We start from the raw sequence: 18,683 nt of genomic DNA on the forward strand, positions 1-18,683 counted from the left end.
CAAAAATGAATGAAGGAATTTGACTGGAACCTGATCAAGAGTTTCGTGGCGGTCGCCGATACCGGCAGCCTTTCGGCCGCGGCGCGCAGGCTTACGGCCAGCCAGCCGACGCTCGGCCGTCACATCGCCGAGCTCGAGTTAGCCCTCGGCGTCACTCTGTTCCGGCGCGGGCGGCGTGGCTACGAGCTGACCGAGGCGGGCAGCACGCTCTACGAGCGCGGCCGAACGGTCAGCGAGCAGGCCAATGCGTTTTCGCTGCTGGCGCTGGGCTCCGTCGAGGCGATCGAGGGCACGGTGCGCATCGCTGCCTCGGAGGTGGTCGCCGCCTTTGTGTTGCCGGACATGATGGCGCGTCTCGGCGAGGAGGAACCGGGCATCGAGGTCGAGATCGTCGCCTCGAACCAGGTCGAGAACCTTTTGCGCCGCGATGCCGATATCGCCATCCGCATGGTCAGGCCGGCGCAGAACGAGCTGGTGGCGCGCAAAGTCACCGACATCCCGCTCTGCCTATGCGCGGCAAGCGCCTATCTCGACCGGCGCGGCCGCCCGGAAACTGCCGCCGACCTCGCCGAGCACGCCTTGGTCGGTTTCGACCGCAGCGACGAGATCATTCGCGGCTTCACCTCGTTCGGCATCCCGGTCGGCCGCAGCCATTTCCGTTTCCGGACCGACAACCAGATCGTGCTGTGGGAGGCGGTGCGGACCGGCAACGGCATCGGCCTCGGCCAGGAGCCGCTGGCCGACCGCGATCCGGATCTGGAGAAGCTGCTGCCCGATGTGCCGCTGCCGGTCCTGCCTGTGTGGCTCGCCATGCATCGCGACGTGCGCACCAGCATGCGCATCCGCCGTGTGGCGGATTTTCTGCATGAGGAACTGAAGCGCTACTCCGCCGGCACCGGCTAGAGCATGATGCCGAAAAGTGTGAAGCGGTTTTCGGACGGCATCATGCTCTATTTCTCTGATCCTAAAGCGCGTCGCGCTGAAACGGATTCAGGCGACACGCTTTAAGTCTTTGTTTTGATGCATGTCGTTGTCCCAGAACCGCTGCGCACTTCTGGGCGACATGCATTAGAGCCGAATGATTTCAGGTCGATCCGACCTGAAATCCATCCGGCTCGGGAGCGAATTCGGCCCGGTGAGCGAGGCCTGCCATCAAAAGCACGATGACCAGCAGCCCGGATAGCGCAACGAAGATCGGGCCGAAGCTCGAATGCTCGGCGACGAAGCCGATCGCCGACGGCGCCACCAGGATGCCGGAATAGCCCATGGTGGTGACGACGCTCATGCCGGTGCCGGACGACATGCCTTCCTGGTTGCCGCCGGCTGAAAAGAGGATCGGCACCATGTTGGCGATACCGAAGCCGCAGAAGGCGAAAGCGGCGATGGCCAAGTAAGGCGAGGGCGAGAGGCCGGCGACCAGCATGCCGGCCGCGGCGACCAGCGCTGAGCCGCGCAAGGTCGCCACCGCGCCGAAGCGGTTGCGCACGCCGTCGCCCAGGAAACGCATCAGCGCCATGACGCCGGAGAAGGCGGCATAGGCAAGTCCGGCGACCGCGAGATCGGCGCCCAACTCCTGGTGCAGGAAGAGCGCCGCCCAGTCGAGCACCGCGCCCTCCGAGATCATGGTGAGCAGCGCCATCAGCCCGACCAGATAGACTGCCGTGTGCCGCGGCAGCGTGAATTTCTGGTGCTCGACGGCCTGCGGCCGGTCCTCGGCGACAAGATAGCGAATAGCAAAGGCGATCACAGCAAAGGCGACGACCGTGACCGCGACGGCATGGGGAAGATAGCCGTAGGTCTGGATCGAATAGCCGCCGAGCGCGCCGCCGGCGAAGCCGCCAAGGCTCCAGAAGCCGTGTGAGGACGACATGATCGCTCGGGAAAGCCTTCTTTCCACCACGACGGCATTCGAGTTCATGGCGACATCCATGCCGCCGATCGAGCCGCCGAAGATGAGCATGGCAATGGCCGCCAGGGGAACGTTGGGCGCGAGCGCCACGATCAGCAGGCCGAAGCTGCCGCAGATGCCGAACCAACGCGTCACGGTGCGCGAGCCATGCCGGGAGATCAAATGGCCGCACCAGGTCATGGCAATGACGGCGCCGACGCCGAACAGCAGGATCAGCAGGCCGAGCGTGAATCTGGTGATGTCGAGCCGGGTAAGGAATACCGGGATCTGCGGCGCCCAGCTGCCGGTCAAGAAACCATTGGCCAGGAAAATACCGGCGACGGCCCATCGGCCGCGCGTCGCGGCTTGCATCGTGGTTTGCACGCTCATGGTCTGGAATCCGCCATGCAAAGGGGTTCGCGCGGCAAATTAGATCGATTCAATTTGTGGTCAAGAACCGCGTTCGGGAAGTGCTTGGACCAAGGGAGTACGTTCGTGGCAAGCTGCTGCCGTGGAGATTGGCCGAAACGCCCCTCCGATCGTCATCCACGGGCGGAGCAAGGAGCGAAGCGACGCGCGCAGACCCGAGGATCCATGCCGTGACCTGGGAGCTTCGCTACGATGCAGAACGTTCCCCGGGGTCGCGCCGTTACGATCATGTTCTGAACCGCCGTGCTCTTCGGCAGACCTCACGGAATGGATTCTAGGGTCTGCGCGTGTCGCTTCGCTCCTTGCTTCGCCTAGAATGACGAAGCCGCGAAGGCGATCGGCATCATTAATGATCCCTAGGCCGCCTCGCCTCGAACTCGGCCTTCTTGGCTTCCGACGCCTCGGTCTGGTTGAGCGCCTGCCATTCGGCATAGGGCATGCCGTAGATGATCTCACGCGACTCGTCCTTCGACAGCGCGACACCCTTGGCGTCGGCGGCTTCGCGATACCAGTTGGACAGGCAGTTGCGGCAGAAGCCGGCGAGGTTCATCAGGTCGATGTTCTGGACATCGCCGCGTTCGCGCAGATGCGCCACCAGCCGACGGAAGGCCGTCGCCTCAAAGTCGCGTTTCTGGTCGTCAGTGAGTTCGGTCATCGAGGAACTCCAGGACTGTCGGCTCGTCACACGGGTCCGGTGCGCGAGCCGAACATTTTCACCTCATGTATATCGGGACGCCGGTCGATGGCGTCAACGATCGGCGCCAGGCGATCGGCCCAGGCGAGGGCGCCGGCGCGGTCGGCGATCAGGTCCTGGCGGATCTCGATCAGCGCATGGGCGTAGCCGTTGACGATGGCGTGGCGGAACATGGTGTCGCCGCGCAAAGCGCCGTCATAGGGCTCGTTGTCGCCGACGACGAGGGACTTGTCCTCGGCGAGCGTATCGATCAGCGGTCGCGCCACGCGGTCGTCGCGGTCCCACAGCACGCCGACATGCCAGGGGCGGACAAAACCCTGCATCACCGGCGTGAAGGAATGCACCGAGAAGATGAACGGCGCCTTGCCCGAGGCGTGCGCCACGGAGGCGATCATCGCGCCGACGGCGTCGTGATAGGGCCGGTAGAAACGGTCGAGCCGCCGCTCGCGCTCTTCCGGGGCAATAGGATAGTTTCCCGGCACCACGGTGCCGTCATAGAGCTGACGGATCATGGTGGGGTCGTCCTCGCCCCGGTTGGGGTCGATCAGCAGCCGCGAGAAACCGGCTAGCACCGCCGGCACGTCTAGCAGGGCGGCGAGCTCACGCGTCACCGTCTCGACGCCGATGTCATAGGCGATGTGACGCTCGAATTCGGCCGCCGGCAAACCGAGACTGCCATACTCTTCGGGCAGGTCGCGGCGGGCGTGATCGGCCAGAAGCACGACGCCTTTCTTGCGGTCACCCTCGACAATGTCGAACGGCGTGAAAACTGTGGATCGGGTCATCGGCTGAAAAGGGGATGGCGGCTGCGATGTGGTATCGTCATTCCACGAAGAGGACGCCGGCGCAATGCCGTTGTTTGGCCAAGGTTTCTGCAAAAAATCCCCGACGCGGGGAGAATTTGTGCGACGGGCCCTTCTAAATCGATTGGAATTGAACAAAACGGCGCGTTGACATGCGACCGGAGTTTGCTGAAAAGGGGCTTCGAGAGATGCAAATGTGGTTCGCAAGGGGATCTGCGATGGGTTTTGCCGGTCGGTTGCGCAAGCGCCTGGCCGTGCCGTTGCTGATCGTCGGCGCGGGATTTTTCGCGATAGCCGCGACCTCGCCGGCCCGGGCCGATTTCCGCGTCTGCAACGCAACGCAAAATCTGGTGGGCGTCGGCATCGGCTATCGCGCCAAGGCCGGCTGGATCACCGAGGGCTGGTGGCACATCGAAGGATCGACCTGCAAGACGCTGATCGAGGGTCCGCTGTCATCAAGATTTTATTATCTTTATGCAGAAGACGCCGAACGCGGCGGGCGCTGGGACGGCCCGATCAACATGTGCGTCGCCGAAAAAGAGTTCAAGATCGCCGGCGTGAATGATTGCGTCGCCCGGGGCTTTCAGCGCGCCGGATTTCAGGAATATGACACGGGCGAGCAGGCCAGCTGGATGGTCCAGCTGACCGACGAGCCCGCAACGGGAGGCGCACCAATCGCCCCCGCTCCGGGAACAAACAGTCAATGAGACGTAACCGCAAGGTCAAGATCCTCGCCACCATCGGTCCGGCTTCCTCCTCCGAGGAAATGCTGAGAAAGCTTTTCGAAGCGGGCGCCGATGTCTTCCGCATCAATATGAGCCATACCGACCACGAGCTGATGCGCACGCTGGTCGGCCGCATCCGTGCGGTCGAGGAAGCCGTCGGCCGTCCCATCGGCATCCTCGCCGACCTGCAGGGTCCGAAGCTCAGGGTCGGCAAGTTCGCCAACGTCAAGGAAGCGCTGACTCCGGGGCAGACGTTCACTCTCGACAACAATCCGGAGCCCGGCAATTCCAGCCGTGTCTTCCTGCCGCATCCGGAAATCCTGAGCTCGGTCGAGGCCGGTCACAGACTTTTGATCGACGATGGCAAGCTGGAATTGAAGGCGGTGAAGGCCGACGGCAAGTCGATCACCTGCACCGTCGTCGCCGGCTCGATCATCTCCGACAAGAAGGGCGTCAGCCTGCCCGACACCGACCTGCCGGTCGGCGCACTGACCGAGAAGGACCGCGCCGATCTCGACGCGGTGCTTGCCACAGGCGTCGACTGGGTGGCGCTGTCCTTCGTGCAGCGGCCGGAGGACCTGGCGGAGGCCCGCAAGATCGCGCGCGGCCGCGCGCTGATCATGGCCAAGATCGAGAAGCCGCAGGCGGTCGCCCGGCTCCCCGAAATCATCGAGCTCTCCGACGCGCTGATGGTTGCCCGCGGCGATCTCGGCGTCGAGATGCCGATCGAAGCCGTGCCCGGCATCCAGAAGCAGATCACGCGCGCGGCGCGGCGCGCCGGCAAGCCGGTGGTGATCGCGACGCAGATGCTGGAATCGATGATCACCGCGCCCGTGCCGACCCGCGCCGAGGTCTCCGACGTGTCGATCGCCGTCTTCGAAGGCGCCGATGCGATCATGCTTTCGGCCGAATCCGCGGCCGGCGCCTATCCGGTCGAGGCGGTCGCCATGATGAACCGCATCGCCACCAAGGTCGAAACCGACCCGACCTATGCCGGCATCATCAACGCGCAGCGTTCCGAACCCGAGGCCACCGGAGCCGACGCCATTTCTCTGGCCGCGCGCGAGATCGCCGAGACGCTGAAACTAGCGGCAATCATCTCCTACACCGCGTCCGGCACCACCGGGCTCCGCGCCGCGCGCGAGCGCCCGCAGGTGCCGATCGTGGCGCTGTCGCCGATCCTCAACACCGCGCGCCGGCTGTCGCTGCTATGGGGCACGCATTGCGTCGTCTCGCCGGATGCGACCGACCTCGACGACATGGTCGACCGGGCCTGCCGGATTGCGCTGGAAGAAGGTTTTGGCAAGCCGGGGGACCGGGTGATCATCACCGCCGGCGTGCCGCTCAGGACGCCGGGCTCGACCAATATGCTGCGCATCGCCTATGTGGGGTCGGACACGCATTAGGTATGCCGATATTCAGGTGAGGCCGGCCTGCAAGTAGCGGCGTCCTGCGCTTCCGGTGCTCACGTACTTAGAGTACGCTCCGCTCCGGTTCTCGGAAGCCACTACTTTCGACTCGGCCTGACCTGAATCTCGACATACCTAACCGTCTTCGCCGTGGCATTCGGGAAGCAATTCCCGAAATTTCAGCCCGGCGCCAATTCAGCGTCGGGCACTTTGATGTCCGGGCATTTGCCGTCGTTATAGGCATCGCTGGCGGTCCGGCCTTCTACGGTCTTGGCCATCGCTTGCAGATCGACATCCTTGCCCGCGACCTTCCCGATCGCACCGACCACGAGGTCGGGTGCGATCCAGTCCGGTTTGTGGCCGAGATTGTGGACCCAGACCAGTTCGGCGCCGGGAATGTCGCGCTCCAGGCCGATGGAATGGATCGTCGCATAAACCACCTTGTCGCGATCGCCCGAGATGACGACGGTCGGCGCCTTGATCTCGCGATAAGCAGGCGCGGCGGCGCGGACGTAGTCGTAGAGCTGGGCGACATCGCGGGCGTTGGCGCGGAAGGCGGACGGCCGCAGCACCAGCGGGATCGAGGCCTTGTCGACATAGCGATCGGGCACGTCGTTCGGCGAAAAGACGCAAGACGTCGCGCCGCCGATCTGCGCCAACCCGGCCGGATAGGCGAGCGTTTCGGAAAACAGCCAGCCGACCACGGTAACGGCCGTCAGCTTGTAATACCAGGCGGTCGCGCCGCCCGGCCATGGATGCGTGGCGGGCGAGAGAAAGACCAGTCCCAGCGTCTTGTCAGGATGCTGGCGGGCGAAGGCCGTGGTGATCGCGCCGCCGAAGGAATGGGCGACGATGACTGCATTCTCGATTCCCAGCCGGTCCATCAGCGCGGCAATGGTGTCGGCCTGCGTTGCAAGCGTTTCATTGTCGCCGCGCTCCGACCAGCCAAAGCCCGGACGATCGAGGAACAGCATTTCGGCGCGGCCCTCGAGCAGCGGCTCCAGCGGCAGCATCTGGTCCTTGAGATTGGCGCTGGCGCCATGGATGAAGACGACCGGCGGCAGGTCGGCGCCGGCCGGCGCCGGGATATGGACGTAGTGGATACGCGCGCCATCGATCTCGGCGAACGCGCCGGCAGGCGGGTTGCGGCGTTCGATCGACCAGATGCCGGCGCGGGTGACACCGGCCAGGGCAAAGACGAGCGCGACGAGGAAGAGGAAGGCGGCGCAGACTAGGTTCATGCGGGGAGATACGGGCGTGAAGGGAGTTTGGTTTTGGGCAGTAGGCAGTAGGCAGTAGTGGGCGTTCAGAGCCCTATTGCCTATTGCCTAATTCCTACTGCCTAAATTCCCTCGCCGGCCAGCTCCTCCGAAAGCGTCGAAACCTGGTCCTGGGCGCTGCGCATCATGGGATAGATCGTCAGCACCTTTTGCCAGGCTTCCAGCGCCGACTGCTTGTGGCCGGTCTCGGCCATGATCTGGGCGAGGCCCGAAAGCGCGCCGAAATGGCGCGGCTCGAGCTGCAGGGTGCGGTCGATGTCGGCCATCGACTTCCCGTAATTCTTCATCATGAAATGGACGGTGGCGCGCCGGTTCCAGCCTTCGGCATAATCGGGCTGCAAGGTCACGACTTGGTCGAGGAAGTCGAGCGCGACGTCGAACTTCTGGTCTTGCGTCGCCTTTTGCGCCCACTGCATCATCAGGTCGACCGAGGCGCTGCCGGACTGGTTCCACTCGTTCCAGATGCGGCCGGCGATGCGCTCGGCGGCCTTTTCGTTGCGCTCGCGCTTCAACTCGGCGAAGAGCTGGTCGAGGCGGCCCTGTTTGGTCGGAGCGACCGGCGGCGGTGTCGCGGTGGGCGGCGCGGCATCTGGAGGCAGCGCGCCTTGCACTTCTTCTGCTCCCGCAGGCAAAGCTGCGCCGGACAGCAAAAGGGCGGTGAGAAATGCAAAACGAATCCGCATCGCCGGAATCTAATCCCGGGCGGCGGATCGTCCAAATGATTTTAGCGTGAGAGGGCCGGCGAACCGGCACTCGACATCAGCGCGGCATCGTCTTCGCATGTCGCTCCCTTTCGGGCGACGTGCATCAAGCCGCGCGCAAAGCTCAGCCCTGGCGCGCCTTGTAGCGCGGAGCGGTCTTGTTGATGATGTAGATGCGTCCCTTGCGGCGAACCAGCTGGTTGTCGCGGTGACGCGCCTTGAGCGCCTTGAGCGAATTCTTGATCTTCATGGTCTTGCCTGTTCGGTCAGGGCCCGTCCCGGGCCGAATTTTAAAGGCGCGCCCGAAAAAAGCGCGCCTTTGAACTTGCGGTGGCTCATAAACGAGGAGTGTTGTCCGTGTCAACCACGTGACGATGTCCGAATGCCACAAGTGGGCCGGCATATCAAATATTCGCCATCGCGGCGGCGCGGCATTGCGCGACTCAGAGCCGGCTGGAATGGTGCAATCTCGGCGAAACGACCGGAGATACCACATGCGCCGCCTGCTTCTGCCTGTCTGTCTGGTCTTGCTTGCGACCGCCCCGGCCGCCTTTGCCGAGGATTGCGACCGCAATGACGACAGCCAGTCGATGCTGAACATCTGCGCCGACGCCGACTATCAGGCCGCCGATGCCAAGCTCAATGCTGCGTACAAGAACATCGTCGGCAGCAACGATCAGGCCTCGAACAAGCTCTTGCAGACGGCGCAGCGTGCCTGGATCGCTTTCCGCGACGCCGAATGCGCCTATACGACCGCGGACAGCGAGGGCGGCTCCATCCATCCGATGGAGGTTTCGGAGTGCCTGACGACGCTCACCAACGATCGCATAAAACAGCTCACCTCCGGCGCCAACTGCAAGCTGAGCGATCCAGGCTGCGCGGGCTCGGACGCGGGCGGCGACGACCAGGATATGCAATAGGGCGTTTCTCCGTTTCACGGAAACGGCGAGACGCCCTATCTCTTTGTTTTCATGCAATTCCGGACGGAAGGCTACGGCGAAGGCGCCGAGCCCAGCCGCTTACACTTTTCGTGGAATTGCTCCAGGGCGTTATTTCGGCCTGATGAGGCGCGTGAAATGGCCCATCTTGCGGCCGGGGCGTGACTCGGCCTTGCCGTAGAGATGCAGCATCAGATCGGGCTCGTTAAGCAGCGCCGGCACCTTCAGCATGTCGTCGCCGATCAGGTTTTCCATCACGCAGTCAAAATGCCGGGCGGGCGAGCCCAGCGGCAGGCCGGCGACGGCGCGGATATGCTGCTCGAACTGCGAGATGACGCAGGCGGCTTCCGTCCAGTGGCCGGAATTGTGCACGCGCGGCGCCAGCTCGTTGGCCAGAAGCGAACCGTCGGCAAGCACGAAGAACTCGACGCCGATGACGCCGACATAGTCGAGCGCGGACAGGATTTTCGCGGCCGCGTCCTTGGCGGCGGCCGCCGTTTCCGGGCGGATGGCGGCCGGCAAGGTCGAGCTGCGCAATATGCCTTCGCTGTGGACGTTTTCGGCCGGATCGAAGGCGGCAACGGTTCCGTCGAGGCCGCGCGCGGCGATCACCGAAATCTCGCGCTCGAAAGCGACGAGCGATTCCAGGATGAGCGGCACATTGCCCATCGCATCACAGACGCCGGCAAAGCCGGCCGTTTCCATGTTGCGGAAGACGCGCTGGCCCTTGCCGTCATAACCCATGCGGCGGGTTTTCAGCACGCCGCTGCCATTGAACACCTTGAGGGCCTCGGTCAGCTGATCGTCATTGTCGATCGGGCGGAATGCCGCCGTGGGAATGCCAATGCCGTTGAGGAAGCTCTTCTCGGTGACGCGATCCTGCGCCACTTCGAGCGCGCGTGCCGGCGGATAGACCGGAACCTTTGCCGCGAGCGTTTCGGCGGCGGCGACCGGGACATTCTCGAATTCATAGGTGACGACGGCGCTGGCGGCGGCCAGGTCGGCGAGCGCTGCCGGATCGTCATAGGCGGCGACGATCTGGCGGTTGGCGACCTGTGCGGCCGGGCAGTCGGCCTGCGGTTCCAACACGACGATACGGTAGCCGAGACGCGCTGCGGCCATCGCCAGCATGCGGCCGAGTTGGCCGCCGCCGATGATGCCGATGGTCGAACCCGGAGCCAGGCTCACGGCGCGTCCGTCGGCTCGGTGGCGACCTTGGCGGTTTGCGCCGAACGCCAGGCGTCGAGCCGAGCGGCGAGCTTGTCGTCGTTCAGCGCCAGCACGGCGGCGGCGAGAAGGGCGGCGTTGGCTGCACCCGCCTTGCCGATGGCCAAAGTGCCGACCGGGATGCCGGCCGGCATCTGCACGATGGAGAGAAGCGAGTCCTGGCCCGACAGCGCCTTGGACTCGACCGGAACGCCGAACACGGGCAGCGGCGTCATCGCCGCCGTCATGCCGGGCAGATGCGCCGCGCCGCCGGCGCCGGCGATGATGACCTTGAAGCCTGCGGCCTTGGCGCCCTTGGCGAACTCATAGAGGCGGTCGGGCGTGCGGTGCGCGGAGACGATCAGCCTCTTGTGCGGGATGCCCAGCGCTTCAAGCGTTTCCGCCGCCTGGCGCATCGTCGCCCAGTCGGACTGGCTGCCCATGATGATGGCGACGTCGGCACGCTGATCGGTCAAGGGTTCGCTCCCGGCGGCAAAGGCGCGCCTTAGCGGAATTCGCTGGCAGCCGCAAGGATTGTCGACGCCGCGAACCTAGTCCGGCCAGCGCAGCGAGCCCGCCGAATCCTTGCGGGCGATCTTCATCGCATCGGCGGGACGCTCCTTGGCCGTCAGCACGGCCCGCAGCTGCTCGGCGACGATTTCGGCCTCGCCCGGATGCAGGTTGCAGGGGTCGAGGAAGAAATGGCCGCGCTCGACCTCGTGGTTGCGCACAATGACCGGCGGCGAGCCGGCGGCCAGTGCCGATGCGAGGCCGGCGGCGGTGAAGCGGCTTTCCGGCCGCACGAAGACCTGCAGGCGGTCGAGCGGATTGCTGGTCGGGTCGGGAATGATCTCAGCACCGACGCCGGGAATGCCTTGCAGGGCATCCTTCCAGAGATTGAGCGCCGCCTCCTCGCGCCGGCGGATGCCGGCGTGGTCGCGTTTCTCCCAGGCGTCGAGCGCGGCCATGGTGCCGGCAATGCTTTCCTTGCCGACCTTCATGGCGCGCGCCACGCCGCGGTTCTGCAGATAGGCTGCGCGCACCAGGTCTTTCCGGCCGGTGACGATGCCGCTGGTCGGGCCTGAAAGGAATTTGTGGCCGCTATAGACGACGATGTCGGCGCCGCGCGCCAGGAAGCTGCGCAGATCGTATTCCGAAGCCGCGTCGACGATCACCGGCACGCCCTTGGCGTGGCAGATCTCGCAAAATTCCTCCAGCGAAAGCATGCCGTATTGCACCGTGTGATGCGCGACGACATAGAGGGCTGCCGCCGTGCGCTCGTTGATCGCCTCGCGCACGTGATAGTCCTGGGTGACGCTGACCGTTCCCGACGGAATGACCTTGGCGCCGGCGACACGGATCGACTGGTCGATCGGCGCACCATAGTTGACGATATGGCCGAGCTGGATGACAACTTCCGACTTCAGCCCTTCGGTGTCGTCCGGCAGCCGCTCGATCGCCAGCAGGTTGGTGCCGGTCATCGCGCCGGCGATCGCCATGGTGATGCCCGAGGCGCAGCAAGCGGTGATGAAACCGGCCTCGCCGCCGGTGAGGCGTGCGACGACCGCGCTCGCGGCGCGCTGCAGATCGTCCATCTCCACCCATTGCGAAGCGATCTCGGCCATGGCGCTGATCGCCTCGGGAACGATGATCGAAGCGCCCAGCGTCGTCATTGTGCCGGAGACGTTGATGATCGGTCTCAGGCCGAGGCGCTCGCGGATCGTGGTGTTGGAGCCGGCGTCAGAATAGGTTTTCATGTGAATGGACTCCGTTAAATCAGGCCGCGATCTCGACGACCGCTTCGATTTCGACAGTGATGTTGCGTGGCAGTGAGCCGACGCCGATCGCCGAGCGGGCATGGCCGCCGATGTTGTCGAAGACGTCGGCGAAGAGGTCGGAGCAGCCATTGACCACTTTGGGGTGTTCGCTGAAGGTCGGGGTCGCGTTGACGAAGCCGAGCAGTTTCACCACGCGCACGATGCGGCCGAGATCGCCTGCCGCCGCATGCATGACGGCGAGCAGATTGAGGCCGGTGAGGCGGGCATGCTCATAGGCCTGCTCGACGGTGACGTCGTCGCCGACCTTGCCGGTGCAGAGCGTGCCGTCGGCGCGCAGCGGGCCCTGTCCTGAAAGAAAGATCAGCCGGCCGCTTTCGGCATGGGTAACGAAATTGGCGATCGGCATCGGCGGCTCCGGCAGTGTCAGGCCGAGTTCGGCGAGCCGTATGTAAGGCGACATGGAAGGGTACTCCTTGGATGGCTTAAGGCCATCCGCTTTCAGAAATGCGAGGCGCGGAAGCGCGCCAGAAATGTGCGGAGGCGCTCATTGGTGGTCTCCGCGGCAAGGACTTCCTTCGGCGGTCCAACGGCCGAAACGCCGCCATCGGCCATGAAGACGATGCGGCTCGACGCATCGCGGGCGAAGGCCATCTCGTGCGTCACCATCACCATGGTCATGCCGTCCTCGGCGAGGCTGCGCACCACCGCCAGCACCTCGCCGACGAGCTCCGGGTCGAGCGCCGAGGTGATCTCGTCCAGCAGCAGGATCTTCGGTTCCATGGCGACCGCGCGGGCAATGCCGACGCGCTGCTGCTGGCCGCCGGACAATTCGGCCGGCAGGCTGTCGGCCTTGTGGGCGAGGCCGACGCGGCCCAGCCAATGCTCGGCGATCGAGCGCGCCTCCGTGCTGCTCTTGCCGCGCACCTTGGTGAGGCCGAGCATGATGTTGCCGGCCGCCGTCAGATGCGGGAAAAGATTGAAGCTCTGGAACACCATGCCGGTTTCGGCGCGCATCGCGGCCAGGTCGCGCTCGCTGCGCCGCTGGCGCGTGCCGGAGTCGCGAGCAGGGCCGGGGCGAAAACCGACTTCCTTGCCGTCGATGCGGATCGAGCCGCTGTCATAGCTCTCAAGGAAGTTGACGCAGCGCAGCAGCGTGGTCTTGCCGCTGCCGGACGGGCCGATGACGGTGACCACCTCGCCCTTCGCAACTTGCAGGCTGACCGAGCGCAGCACCTCGACCGAGCCGAAGGATTTCGAGACCTCGGCAATATCCAGAAGTGCTGGGCTGTCGTTCGAACTTTTGGCCATCGCGTTAGTCCCGGATGAAAGCGAAGCGCCGTTCCAGCCGCCGGCTGGCGTATGAAAGCGCGTAGTTGACGGCGAAATAGATCAGGGCGCCGAGGATATAGAGCGGCATCGCCTCATAGGTGCGGCCGATGACCTGGTTGATCGCCTGCATCAGATCGGTGATGCCGAGAAGCGACACCAGGGCGCTGCCCTTCACCGCGTCGGTGACGCCGTTGATCCAGGGCGGCAGGAAGCGTCGGAAGGCCTGCGGGAAGATGACGTAGGCAAGGCGCTGGCGGAAGGTAAGGCCGATCGCCATCGCCGCCTCCGACTGGCCCTTCGGGATGGAAGCGACGGCGCCGCGCAGATATTCGACGACCTGGGCGGTCTTGAACAGCGTCAGCGCCAGCACGGCGGCCCAGAAGGACTGGAGGTGCACGCCGATCGCCGGCAGGCCGTAATAGACGAAGAACATCAGCACCAGGATCGGAATGCCGCGGATGGTGTCGCTGAAGATGCGCACCGCCCAGCGCACCGGCGCGGGGCCATAGACGAGGCCAACGCCGAGGATGACGCCGGCGATCAGCGACAGCACCACGACGAGGAGGGATACCCACAGCGTCAGCGCGAAGCCTTCGGCGAGGAACGGCAGGGCATAGGCGATCTGGCCGAGCATCTCAGCGTGCCGTCCTGAACCGACGCTCGACGAGGCGGAGCGCAAAGAGAAGAGCGTAGCCCGTGACCAGATACATCGCCGTCGTCACCAGGTAGACCTCGACGATGCGGAATGTGTTGAAGTTGATCCACTGGGCGCCGTAGGTGAGCTCGGGCACCGAGATGACCGAGGCAATCGAGGTGTCCTTGAACAGCGAGATGAAGGTGTTGGACAGCGCCGGCAGCGTGATGCGCAACATCGTCGGCAGGCGCACATGGATCAGCCGCTGCCATGGGGTAAGACCGATCGCCTTGCCGGCGTCGAGCTGGCCGCGCGGCACGGCCTCCAGGCCGGAGCGGAACACCTCGACCAGATAGGCGCCGCTATAGACCGATAGCGTGACGACAAACGAGGTCTGCGCGCTATAGGCAAGGTCGACGACGGTCGGCAGGCCGTAGAAGACCAGATAGACCAGCAGGATCAGCGGCACGTTGCGGATGAACTCGACGTAAGCGGCGATGATGGCGCGCACGACGCGCCCGGCCGAGACATACCAGACTGCCAGCACCAGGCCGATGACGATGCCGATGGCGATCGAGATGACGGCAAGCTCGAGGCTGAGCAGCAGGCCGCCCCACAGCTTGTCGAAATGCCGCCAGATCAGGTTGAAATTGAGCGTATAGCCCATGCGTCCATCTCAATGGCTCGCGGTGACGAACGATCTCTTTGTTCGACGCAATTTCAGACGGAAAACCGCTTCACACTTTTCCTGAAATTGCTCTTCGTCATCCGCATGGCCGGTGTCGAGGAGAAACAGGCGGAAGAGCGCTTTTCCGCGCGCTTCCGCCGGCCTGGTCAGATGACCGGGAAGCCCGGATGGCGTGGCGGCGGCTCCTGGCCGAAATACTCCTTGAAGGCGGCGTCGTAGAGCGCCGTCTCATGGCCGAACATCGCAATGGTGAAGGTCTGGTTGACGAAGGTCAGCCAGTCGAGATCGCCCTGTCGGACGGCAGCGCCGTACAGCATCGAGTACCAGCTCTTGCCGGCGTCGAAATATTTGTCCGGATTGCGCGAGGCGAGCCAGCGCACCGTCGACAGATCGACCGCAGCGGCGTCGGCGCGTTTCGATTCCAGCGCCTGCAATACGTTGGCCTGGGTGTCGATCTGCAGCACCTGCGCCTGCGGCAGGGCGAAGTGCACCGAGCTCTCGGCGTCGACATTCTGCAGGATCGAGATGCGGGTGGCGGCGCCGTTCGCCAGGAGCTTGTCGAACGTCTTGTTCTCGGAGCCAGGCAGCGTGAGCAGCGCGACGCCTTCGACATAGTAAGGCCGCGAGAAATGGATCAGCTGCGAGCGCTGCGCCGTCATGGTCATGAACTGGATGGTGATGTCGACCTTGTTGGTCGTCACGTTCGGGATGCGCTGCGCCGGATCCTGGGTGACGAACTCGACCTTGGTCGGGTCGTCGAAGAGGCCCTTGGCGAGGATGCGGCCCATGGTGATGTCCATGCCGACCAGCTCTCCGGCATCGTTCTCGAAGTGCCACGGCGCATTGGTGCTGCCGGTGCCGACGATCAGCTTGCCGCGATCGAGCGCGGTGCGCAGCACGCTGTCGGACGCAGCCTGCGCCGCCGCCTTCTCGGCGCCGACTGCGGTGAGCGCACCGGCGGTGGCCAGCCCCGCCATACCCAATTTCAGAAAATCACGTCTTCCGGATGTGTCGTTCACGGCGACCTCCTTTCGTGTTGTGTTCCCCTTGTGAATACACGCGCCGGTAATCGACAAAGTATTTGTCTCTTACAAGAGACGTGTGTATCCTGTACAGGACAGATACTAACACCAGGAATGAGCAATGCAAGATAGTGAAACGTTGACCGGGTGGCCGGGCGAAGGCGCGGACGAAGAGCGGCCGGCGGGCTCGCGCGAGAAGGGCCTCAACAGAGTCTTGAACATGCTGGAATTCCTGCATGCCAACCAGCGCGCGATCGGCATCGGCGAGCTGGCCAGGGGGCTGAATGCCCCGCGCTCGACGACCTACACGCTGGTGCGCGAACTGGTCGAAGCCGGGCTCCTGGAAATGGCCGGCGACGGCAACCGCGTCTATTTCGGCAAGAAGCTCTACCTCTATGGAATGGCCTATATGCGGGGCAATGATCTGCTCAGGCGCGGCCGTCAGGAGGTCGACACGCTGTCGCGCGAGACCGGCGAGACGTCGGAACTCTGCATGCTGCAGAGCGGCCGTTACACGATCATCCATTCGAGCCCGGGCACAAGGCCGTTCCGCATCAGCTCGGCCACCGGCCTGCAGATCCCGCTGCCCTGGACAGCCTCCGGCCGACTGCTGCTTGCCGGCCTCGACCGAAGCCGGATCGAAGCGATGGTCTCTGAAGACGATCTCGTGCTGCCCGACGGCCGCAAGCTCCTGCTCGACGATTTCATCGACGACATCGCGCGGGCCCGCGTCACCGGCTATTGCGTCACGTCAGGCCTGGTCGATGCCTACACCAAATGCCTTGCGGCGCCGGTGTTCTCGGCCCCTGGCACGGTCGAGGCGACGATGTGCCTGGTGGTGCCGATCGACACATCCGGGGAGCGGACCGACGAACTCGTTGCCGTGCTGCGCGAGCGCGCGGCCAGGCTTTCGATCTCTTAGTGAGTGAGCTTTGCTCTAGGGCATTTCACCGTTTCACGGAAACGGCGAAATGCCCTATCTCTTTGTTTTTACGCAATTCCGGGCGGAAAACCGCTCACACTTTTCCCGGAATTGCTCTAGGCGATGATGTCGGGAATGATGCGGTCTTCCAGCGCCGACAACCGGTCTTTCAGCAGCAGCTTCTTCTTTTTCATGCGCTGGATCTGAAGCGGGTCGCAGCCCGTGGCGATCATCGCGTTGATGGCGGCGTCGAAATCGGCGTGTTCTTGTTTGAGCCGGGAATATTCGAGGCGTATTTCAGCCTGTTCCTGTTCGGACATTATCTACCGTTTAGCGTATGCATCGCCCAATCGGGCTGTTTGGGCGGGACCGGTTGGGTTGTCTGTTGTGGCCGGCGCGCGGCTCATATCACATTTCACTTTGCCGTGGAATGCTACCACGTGGCATTCGACATCGAGATCGCTTGGTGGCAAACTGTCATTGTGCCGTCACAGTCGCAACCTGCGGTGGAGGCGTCCGCGATGGCTGCAATCGAGGAAACCATGAAAGGGAGAACCAATCATGTCTCTTGCGTCCCATCTTGATGAGTTGCAGCGGAAACACGGTGACATCGAGCGCGAGCTCACCGATGCGATGAACCATCCTTCGGTCGACGACCTCGAAATCGTGAATCTCAAGCGACGCAAGCTGGCAATCAAGGACGAGATTGAAAAGCTGAAGGGTAGCCCAACGACACACTGAAGCTCTTCCAGGCACCATCACCGCAACCCGCCGCGGTGAGACTGCCGGTGGCAAGAAATGCCACCGGCGTGGTGCTTTTTAACTGAAATCGATGGAAAGTTCGGTCGCAGATCTTGCGATCGGCAGAGTCGGCGTTTTTCGCACGGCTGCAGCCGATTTGCCGGCCTTGCCCGCCGCTTGCCATTGACAAGCCATCTTTGCTCCGCCACCTCATGCCCGGAACTCCCAGATGAAGGCGGCCGGCATGACCGGATATTTTTCCTCTCCCTTCCCGCGGCGCACGTCGGTCGGCGTATCGGTCGGCGGCGTGATCGTCGGCGGCGGCGCGCCGGTCGTCGTGCAGTCGATGACCAACACCGACACCGCCGACGTCGACCAGACCGTCGCCCAGGTCGCGGCGCTGCATCGCGCAGGCTCGGAAATCGTGCGCATCACGGTCGACCGCGACGAGAGCGCGGCGGCGGTTCCACGCATCCATGAGCGGCTGCTGAGGCTCGGCATCGACGTGCCGCTGGTCGGCGACTTCCACTATATCGGCCACAAGCTTCTGGCCGATCATCCGGCTTGCGCCGAGGCGCTGGCCAAATACCGCATCAATCCCGGCAATGTCGGCTTCAAGGACAAGAAGGACCGGCAGTTCGCGGCGATCGTCGGGATGGCGATCAGATATGACAAGCCGGTTCGCATCGGCGTCAACTGGGGCTCGCTCGACCAGGAGCTTTTGACCCGGCTGATGGACGACAACCAGGCTAAGGGCTTTCCGCTTACCGCGCAGGAAGTGACGCGCGAGGCGATCGTGCAGTCTGCGATCCTGTCGGCCGAGATGGCGGAAGAGATCGGGCTTGGTCGCGACAAGATCATCCTGTCGGCCAAGGTCAGCGGCGTGCAGGACCTGATCGCCGTCTACACCGAGCTCGCCACCCGCTCCGACCATGCGCTGCATCTGGGTCTCACCGAAGCCGGCATGGGCACCAAGGGCATTGTCGCCTCTTCCGCGGCGATGGGCATCCTGTTGCAGCAGGGCATAGGCGACACGATCCGAATCTCGCTGACGCCGGAGCCGAATGGCGACCGCACCCGGGAGGTGCAGGTGTCGCAGGAATTGCTGCAGACCATGGGCTTCCGGCAGTTCGTGCCGATCGTCGCGGCCTGCCCCGGCTGCGGGCGAACGACGTCAACCGTATTCCAGGAACTCGCCCAGAGCATCCAGGCCGATATCCGCAAGAACATGCCGGTGTGGCGCGAGAAATATCCGGGCGTCGAGAACCTCAAGGTCGCGGTGATGGGCTGCATCGTCAACGGTCCGGGCGAATCCAAGCATGCCGATATCGGCATATCCTTGCCCGGCACCGGCGAGACGCCGACGGCGCCCGTCTTCATCGACGGCAAGAAGGCGGCGACGCTGCGCGGTCCGTCGATCGCGCAGGATTTCGAGAAGATGGTCGGCGACTATATCGAGCAGCGCTACGGACACGGCAAGGCAGCGGCCGAGTAGG

22 protein-coding genes are annotated in these 18,683 nt (G+C 64.1%); 7 read left to right on the forward strand and 15 right to left on the reverse strand.

Features of this window, described 5'->3' with window-relative positions; genetic code table 11:
* Positions 1 to 9 precede the first annotated feature (9 nt).
* Positions 10 to 903, forward strand: coding sequence for a LysR family transcriptional regulator (locus AC0YKC_RS08635; protein WP_488510800.1), 894 nt, complete (start codon positions 10 to 12; stop codon positions 901 to 903).
* Between the two features lie 181 nt (positions 904 to 1,084).
* On the opposite strand, the gene AC0YKC_RS08640 is transcribed toward AC0YKC_RS08635, so the two are convergent.
* From AC0YKC_RS08640 to AC0YKC_RS08650, 3 genes are all read right to left on the reverse strand, one after another.
* The gene (locus tag AC0YKC_RS08640; RefSeq protein ID WP_488510801.1) at positions 1,085 to 2,278 is read right to left on the reverse strand and encodes an MFS transporter; all 1,194 of its coding nucleotides are present in this window, start codon (positions 2,276 to 2,278) and stop codon (positions 1,085 to 1,087) included.
* 385 nt (positions 2,279 to 2,663) lie between these two features.
* On the reverse strand, positions 2,664 to 2,972 hold the full coding sequence (locus AC0YKC_RS08645; RefSeq protein ID WP_488510802.1) for a DUF1244 domain-containing protein: 309 nt from the start codon (positions 2,970 to 2,972) through the stop codon (positions 2,664 to 2,666).
* 26 nt (positions 2,973 to 2,998) lie between these two features.
* Entirely contained in the window at positions 2,999 to 3,796 is a 798-nt protein-coding gene (locus AC0YKC_RS08650; RefSeq protein WP_488510803.1) for an N-formylglutamate amidohydrolase, read from the reverse strand.
* 236 nt (positions 3,797 to 4,032) lie between these two features.
* Between AC0YKC_RS08650 and AC0YKC_RS08655 the strand changes: the two genes are divergently transcribed.
* Together AC0YKC_RS08655 and pyk are read left to right on the forward strand one after the other, a co-directional pair.
* Positions 4,033 to 4,521: a DUF1036 domain-containing protein gene (locus AC0YKC_RS08655; RefSeq protein WP_488510805.1), complete on the forward strand. Its 489-nt coding sequence runs from the start codon at positions 4,033 to 4,035 to the stop codon at positions 4,519 to 4,521.
* Positions 4,518 to 5,945, forward strand: coding sequence for a pyruvate kinase (gene pyk / locus AC0YKC_RS08660; RefSeq protein ID WP_320296491.1), 1,428 nt, complete (start codon positions 4,518 to 4,520; stop codon positions 5,943 to 5,945). Before AC0YKC_RS08655 ends, pyk begins: the two co-directional genes overlap by 4 nt.
* Positions 5,946 to 6,127: 182 nt before the next feature.
* Here the strand turns inward: pyk and AC0YKC_RS08665 are convergent, their stop codons facing one another.
* From AC0YKC_RS08665 to ykgO, 3 genes are all read right to left on the reverse strand, one after another.
* Entirely contained in the window at positions 6,128 to 7,189 is a 1,062-nt protein-coding gene (locus AC0YKC_RS08665) for an alpha/beta fold hydrolase (protein ID WP_488510806.1), read from the reverse strand.
* A 101-nt stretch (positions 7,190 to 7,290) separates the two neighbouring features.
* Positions 7,291 to 7,911 carry a tetratricopeptide repeat protein gene (locus AC0YKC_RS08670; RefSeq protein ID WP_488510807.1) on the reverse strand — a complete coding sequence of 207 codons (621 nt, stop codon included), beginning with the start codon at positions 7,909 to 7,911 and terminating at the stop codon, positions 7,291 to 7,293.
* A gap of 142 nt (positions 7,912 to 8,053) precedes the next feature.
* A complete protein-coding gene (gene ykgO / locus AC0YKC_RS08675; protein WP_006203764.1) occupies positions 8,054 to 8,179 on the reverse strand; it encodes a type B 50S ribosomal protein L36 in 126 nt (41 codons plus the stop codon).
* A 244-nt stretch (positions 8,180 to 8,423) separates the two neighbouring features.
* Here ykgO and AC0YKC_RS08680 point away from each other — a divergent pair, with 244 nt between their 5' ends.
* Positions 8,424 to 8,849 carry a lysozyme inhibitor LprI family protein gene (locus AC0YKC_RS08680; RefSeq protein WP_320296494.1) on the forward strand — a complete coding sequence of 142 codons (426 nt, stop codon included), beginning with the start codon at positions 8,424 to 8,426 and terminating at the stop codon, positions 8,847 to 8,849.
* Positions 8,850 to 8,978: 129 nt separating this feature from the next.
* Here the strand turns inward: AC0YKC_RS08680 and AC0YKC_RS08685 are convergent, their stop codons facing one another.
* The 8 genes from AC0YKC_RS08685 to AC0YKC_RS08720 all read right to left on the reverse strand — a co-directional run bounded on the left by AC0YKC_RS08685 (position 8,979) and on the right by AC0YKC_RS08720 (position 15,521).
* Positions 8,979 to 10,055 (reverse strand): 5-(carboxyamino)imidazole ribonucleotide synthase, encoded by a 1,077-nt coding sequence (locus AC0YKC_RS08685; RefSeq protein ID WP_488510808.1) that lies wholly within the window; start codon positions 10,053 to 10,055, stop codon positions 8,979 to 8,981.
* A complete protein-coding gene (gene purE / locus AC0YKC_RS08690) occupies positions 10,052 to 10,549 on the reverse strand; it encodes a 5-(carboxyamino)imidazole ribonucleotide mutase (RefSeq protein WP_320216736.1) in 498 nt (165 codons plus the stop codon). The genes AC0YKC_RS08685 and purE overlap by 4 nt, the downstream gene beginning before the upstream one ends.
* A 75-nt stretch (positions 10,550 to 10,624) precedes the next feature.
* Entirely contained in the window at positions 10,625 to 11,830 is a 1,206-nt protein-coding gene (locus tag AC0YKC_RS08695) for an aminotransferase class V-fold PLP-dependent enzyme (RefSeq protein WP_488510809.1), read from the reverse strand.
* Positions 11,831 to 11,849: 19 nt separating this feature from the next.
* Positions 11,850 to 12,311, reverse strand: a complete 462-nt coding sequence (locus AC0YKC_RS08700) for a RidA family protein (RefSeq protein WP_320296497.1) — start codon at positions 12,309 to 12,311, stop codon at positions 11,850 to 11,852.
* A gap of 38 nt (positions 12,312 to 12,349) precedes the next feature.
* Positions 12,350 to 13,159 carry an amino acid ABC transporter ATP-binding protein gene (locus tag AC0YKC_RS08705; RefSeq protein WP_320296498.1) on the reverse strand — a complete coding sequence of 270 codons (810 nt, stop codon included), beginning with the start codon at positions 13,157 to 13,159 and terminating at the stop codon, positions 12,350 to 12,352.
* Between the two features lie 4 nt (positions 13,160 to 13,163).
* Positions 13,164 to 13,814, reverse strand: a complete 651-nt coding sequence (locus AC0YKC_RS08710) for an amino acid ABC transporter permease (protein WP_320296499.1) — start codon at positions 13,812 to 13,814, stop codon at positions 13,164 to 13,166.
* 1 nt (position 13,815) lies between these two features.
* Positions 13,816 to 14,481 (reverse strand): amino acid ABC transporter permease, encoded by a 666-nt coding sequence (locus AC0YKC_RS08715; protein WP_434724308.1) that lies wholly within the window; start codon positions 14,479 to 14,481, stop codon positions 13,816 to 13,818.
* A 167-nt stretch (positions 14,482 to 14,648) separates the two neighbouring features.
* Positions 14,649 to 15,521, reverse strand: coding sequence for a transporter substrate-binding protein (locus AC0YKC_RS08720; protein WP_488510810.1), 873 nt, complete (start codon positions 15,519 to 15,521; stop codon positions 14,649 to 14,651).
* Positions 15,522 to 15,645: 124 nt separating this feature from the next.
* Here AC0YKC_RS08720 and AC0YKC_RS08725 point away from each other — a divergent pair, with 124 nt between their 5' ends.
* Complete coding sequence (locus AC0YKC_RS08725; RefSeq protein ID WP_488510811.1) at positions 15,646 to 16,446, forward strand: IclR family transcriptional regulator; 801 nt, start codon at positions 15,646 to 15,648, stop codon at positions 16,444 to 16,446.
* Between the two features lie 116 nt (positions 16,447 to 16,562).
* Here the strand turns inward: AC0YKC_RS08725 and AC0YKC_RS08730 are convergent, their stop codons facing one another.
* The gene (locus AC0YKC_RS08730; RefSeq protein WP_320230990.1) at positions 16,563 to 16,766 is read right to left on the reverse strand and encodes a YdcH family protein; all 204 of its coding nucleotides are present in this window, start codon (positions 16,764 to 16,766) and stop codon (positions 16,563 to 16,565) included.
* Between the two features lie 241 nt (positions 16,767 to 17,007).
* Between AC0YKC_RS08730 and AC0YKC_RS08735 the strand changes: the two genes are divergently transcribed.
* Both AC0YKC_RS08735 and ispG read left to right on the forward strand, forming a co-directional pair.
* The gene (locus tag AC0YKC_RS08735) at positions 17,008 to 17,187 is read left to right on the forward strand and encodes a YdcH family protein (protein ID WP_027166662.1); all 180 of its coding nucleotides are present in this window, start codon (positions 17,008 to 17,010) and stop codon (positions 17,185 to 17,187) included.
* A 244-nt stretch (positions 17,188 to 17,431) separates the two neighbouring features.
* Positions 17,432 to 18,682, forward strand: coding sequence for a flavodoxin-dependent (E)-4-hydroxy-3-methylbut-2-enyl-diphosphate synthase (gene ispG / locus AC0YKC_RS08740; protein ID WP_488510812.1), 1,251 nt, complete (start codon positions 17,432 to 17,434; stop codon positions 18,680 to 18,682).
* Position 18,683 lies beyond the last annotated feature (1 nt).

Source organism: Mesorhizobium sp. CNPSo 4661 (assembly GCF_057784215.1).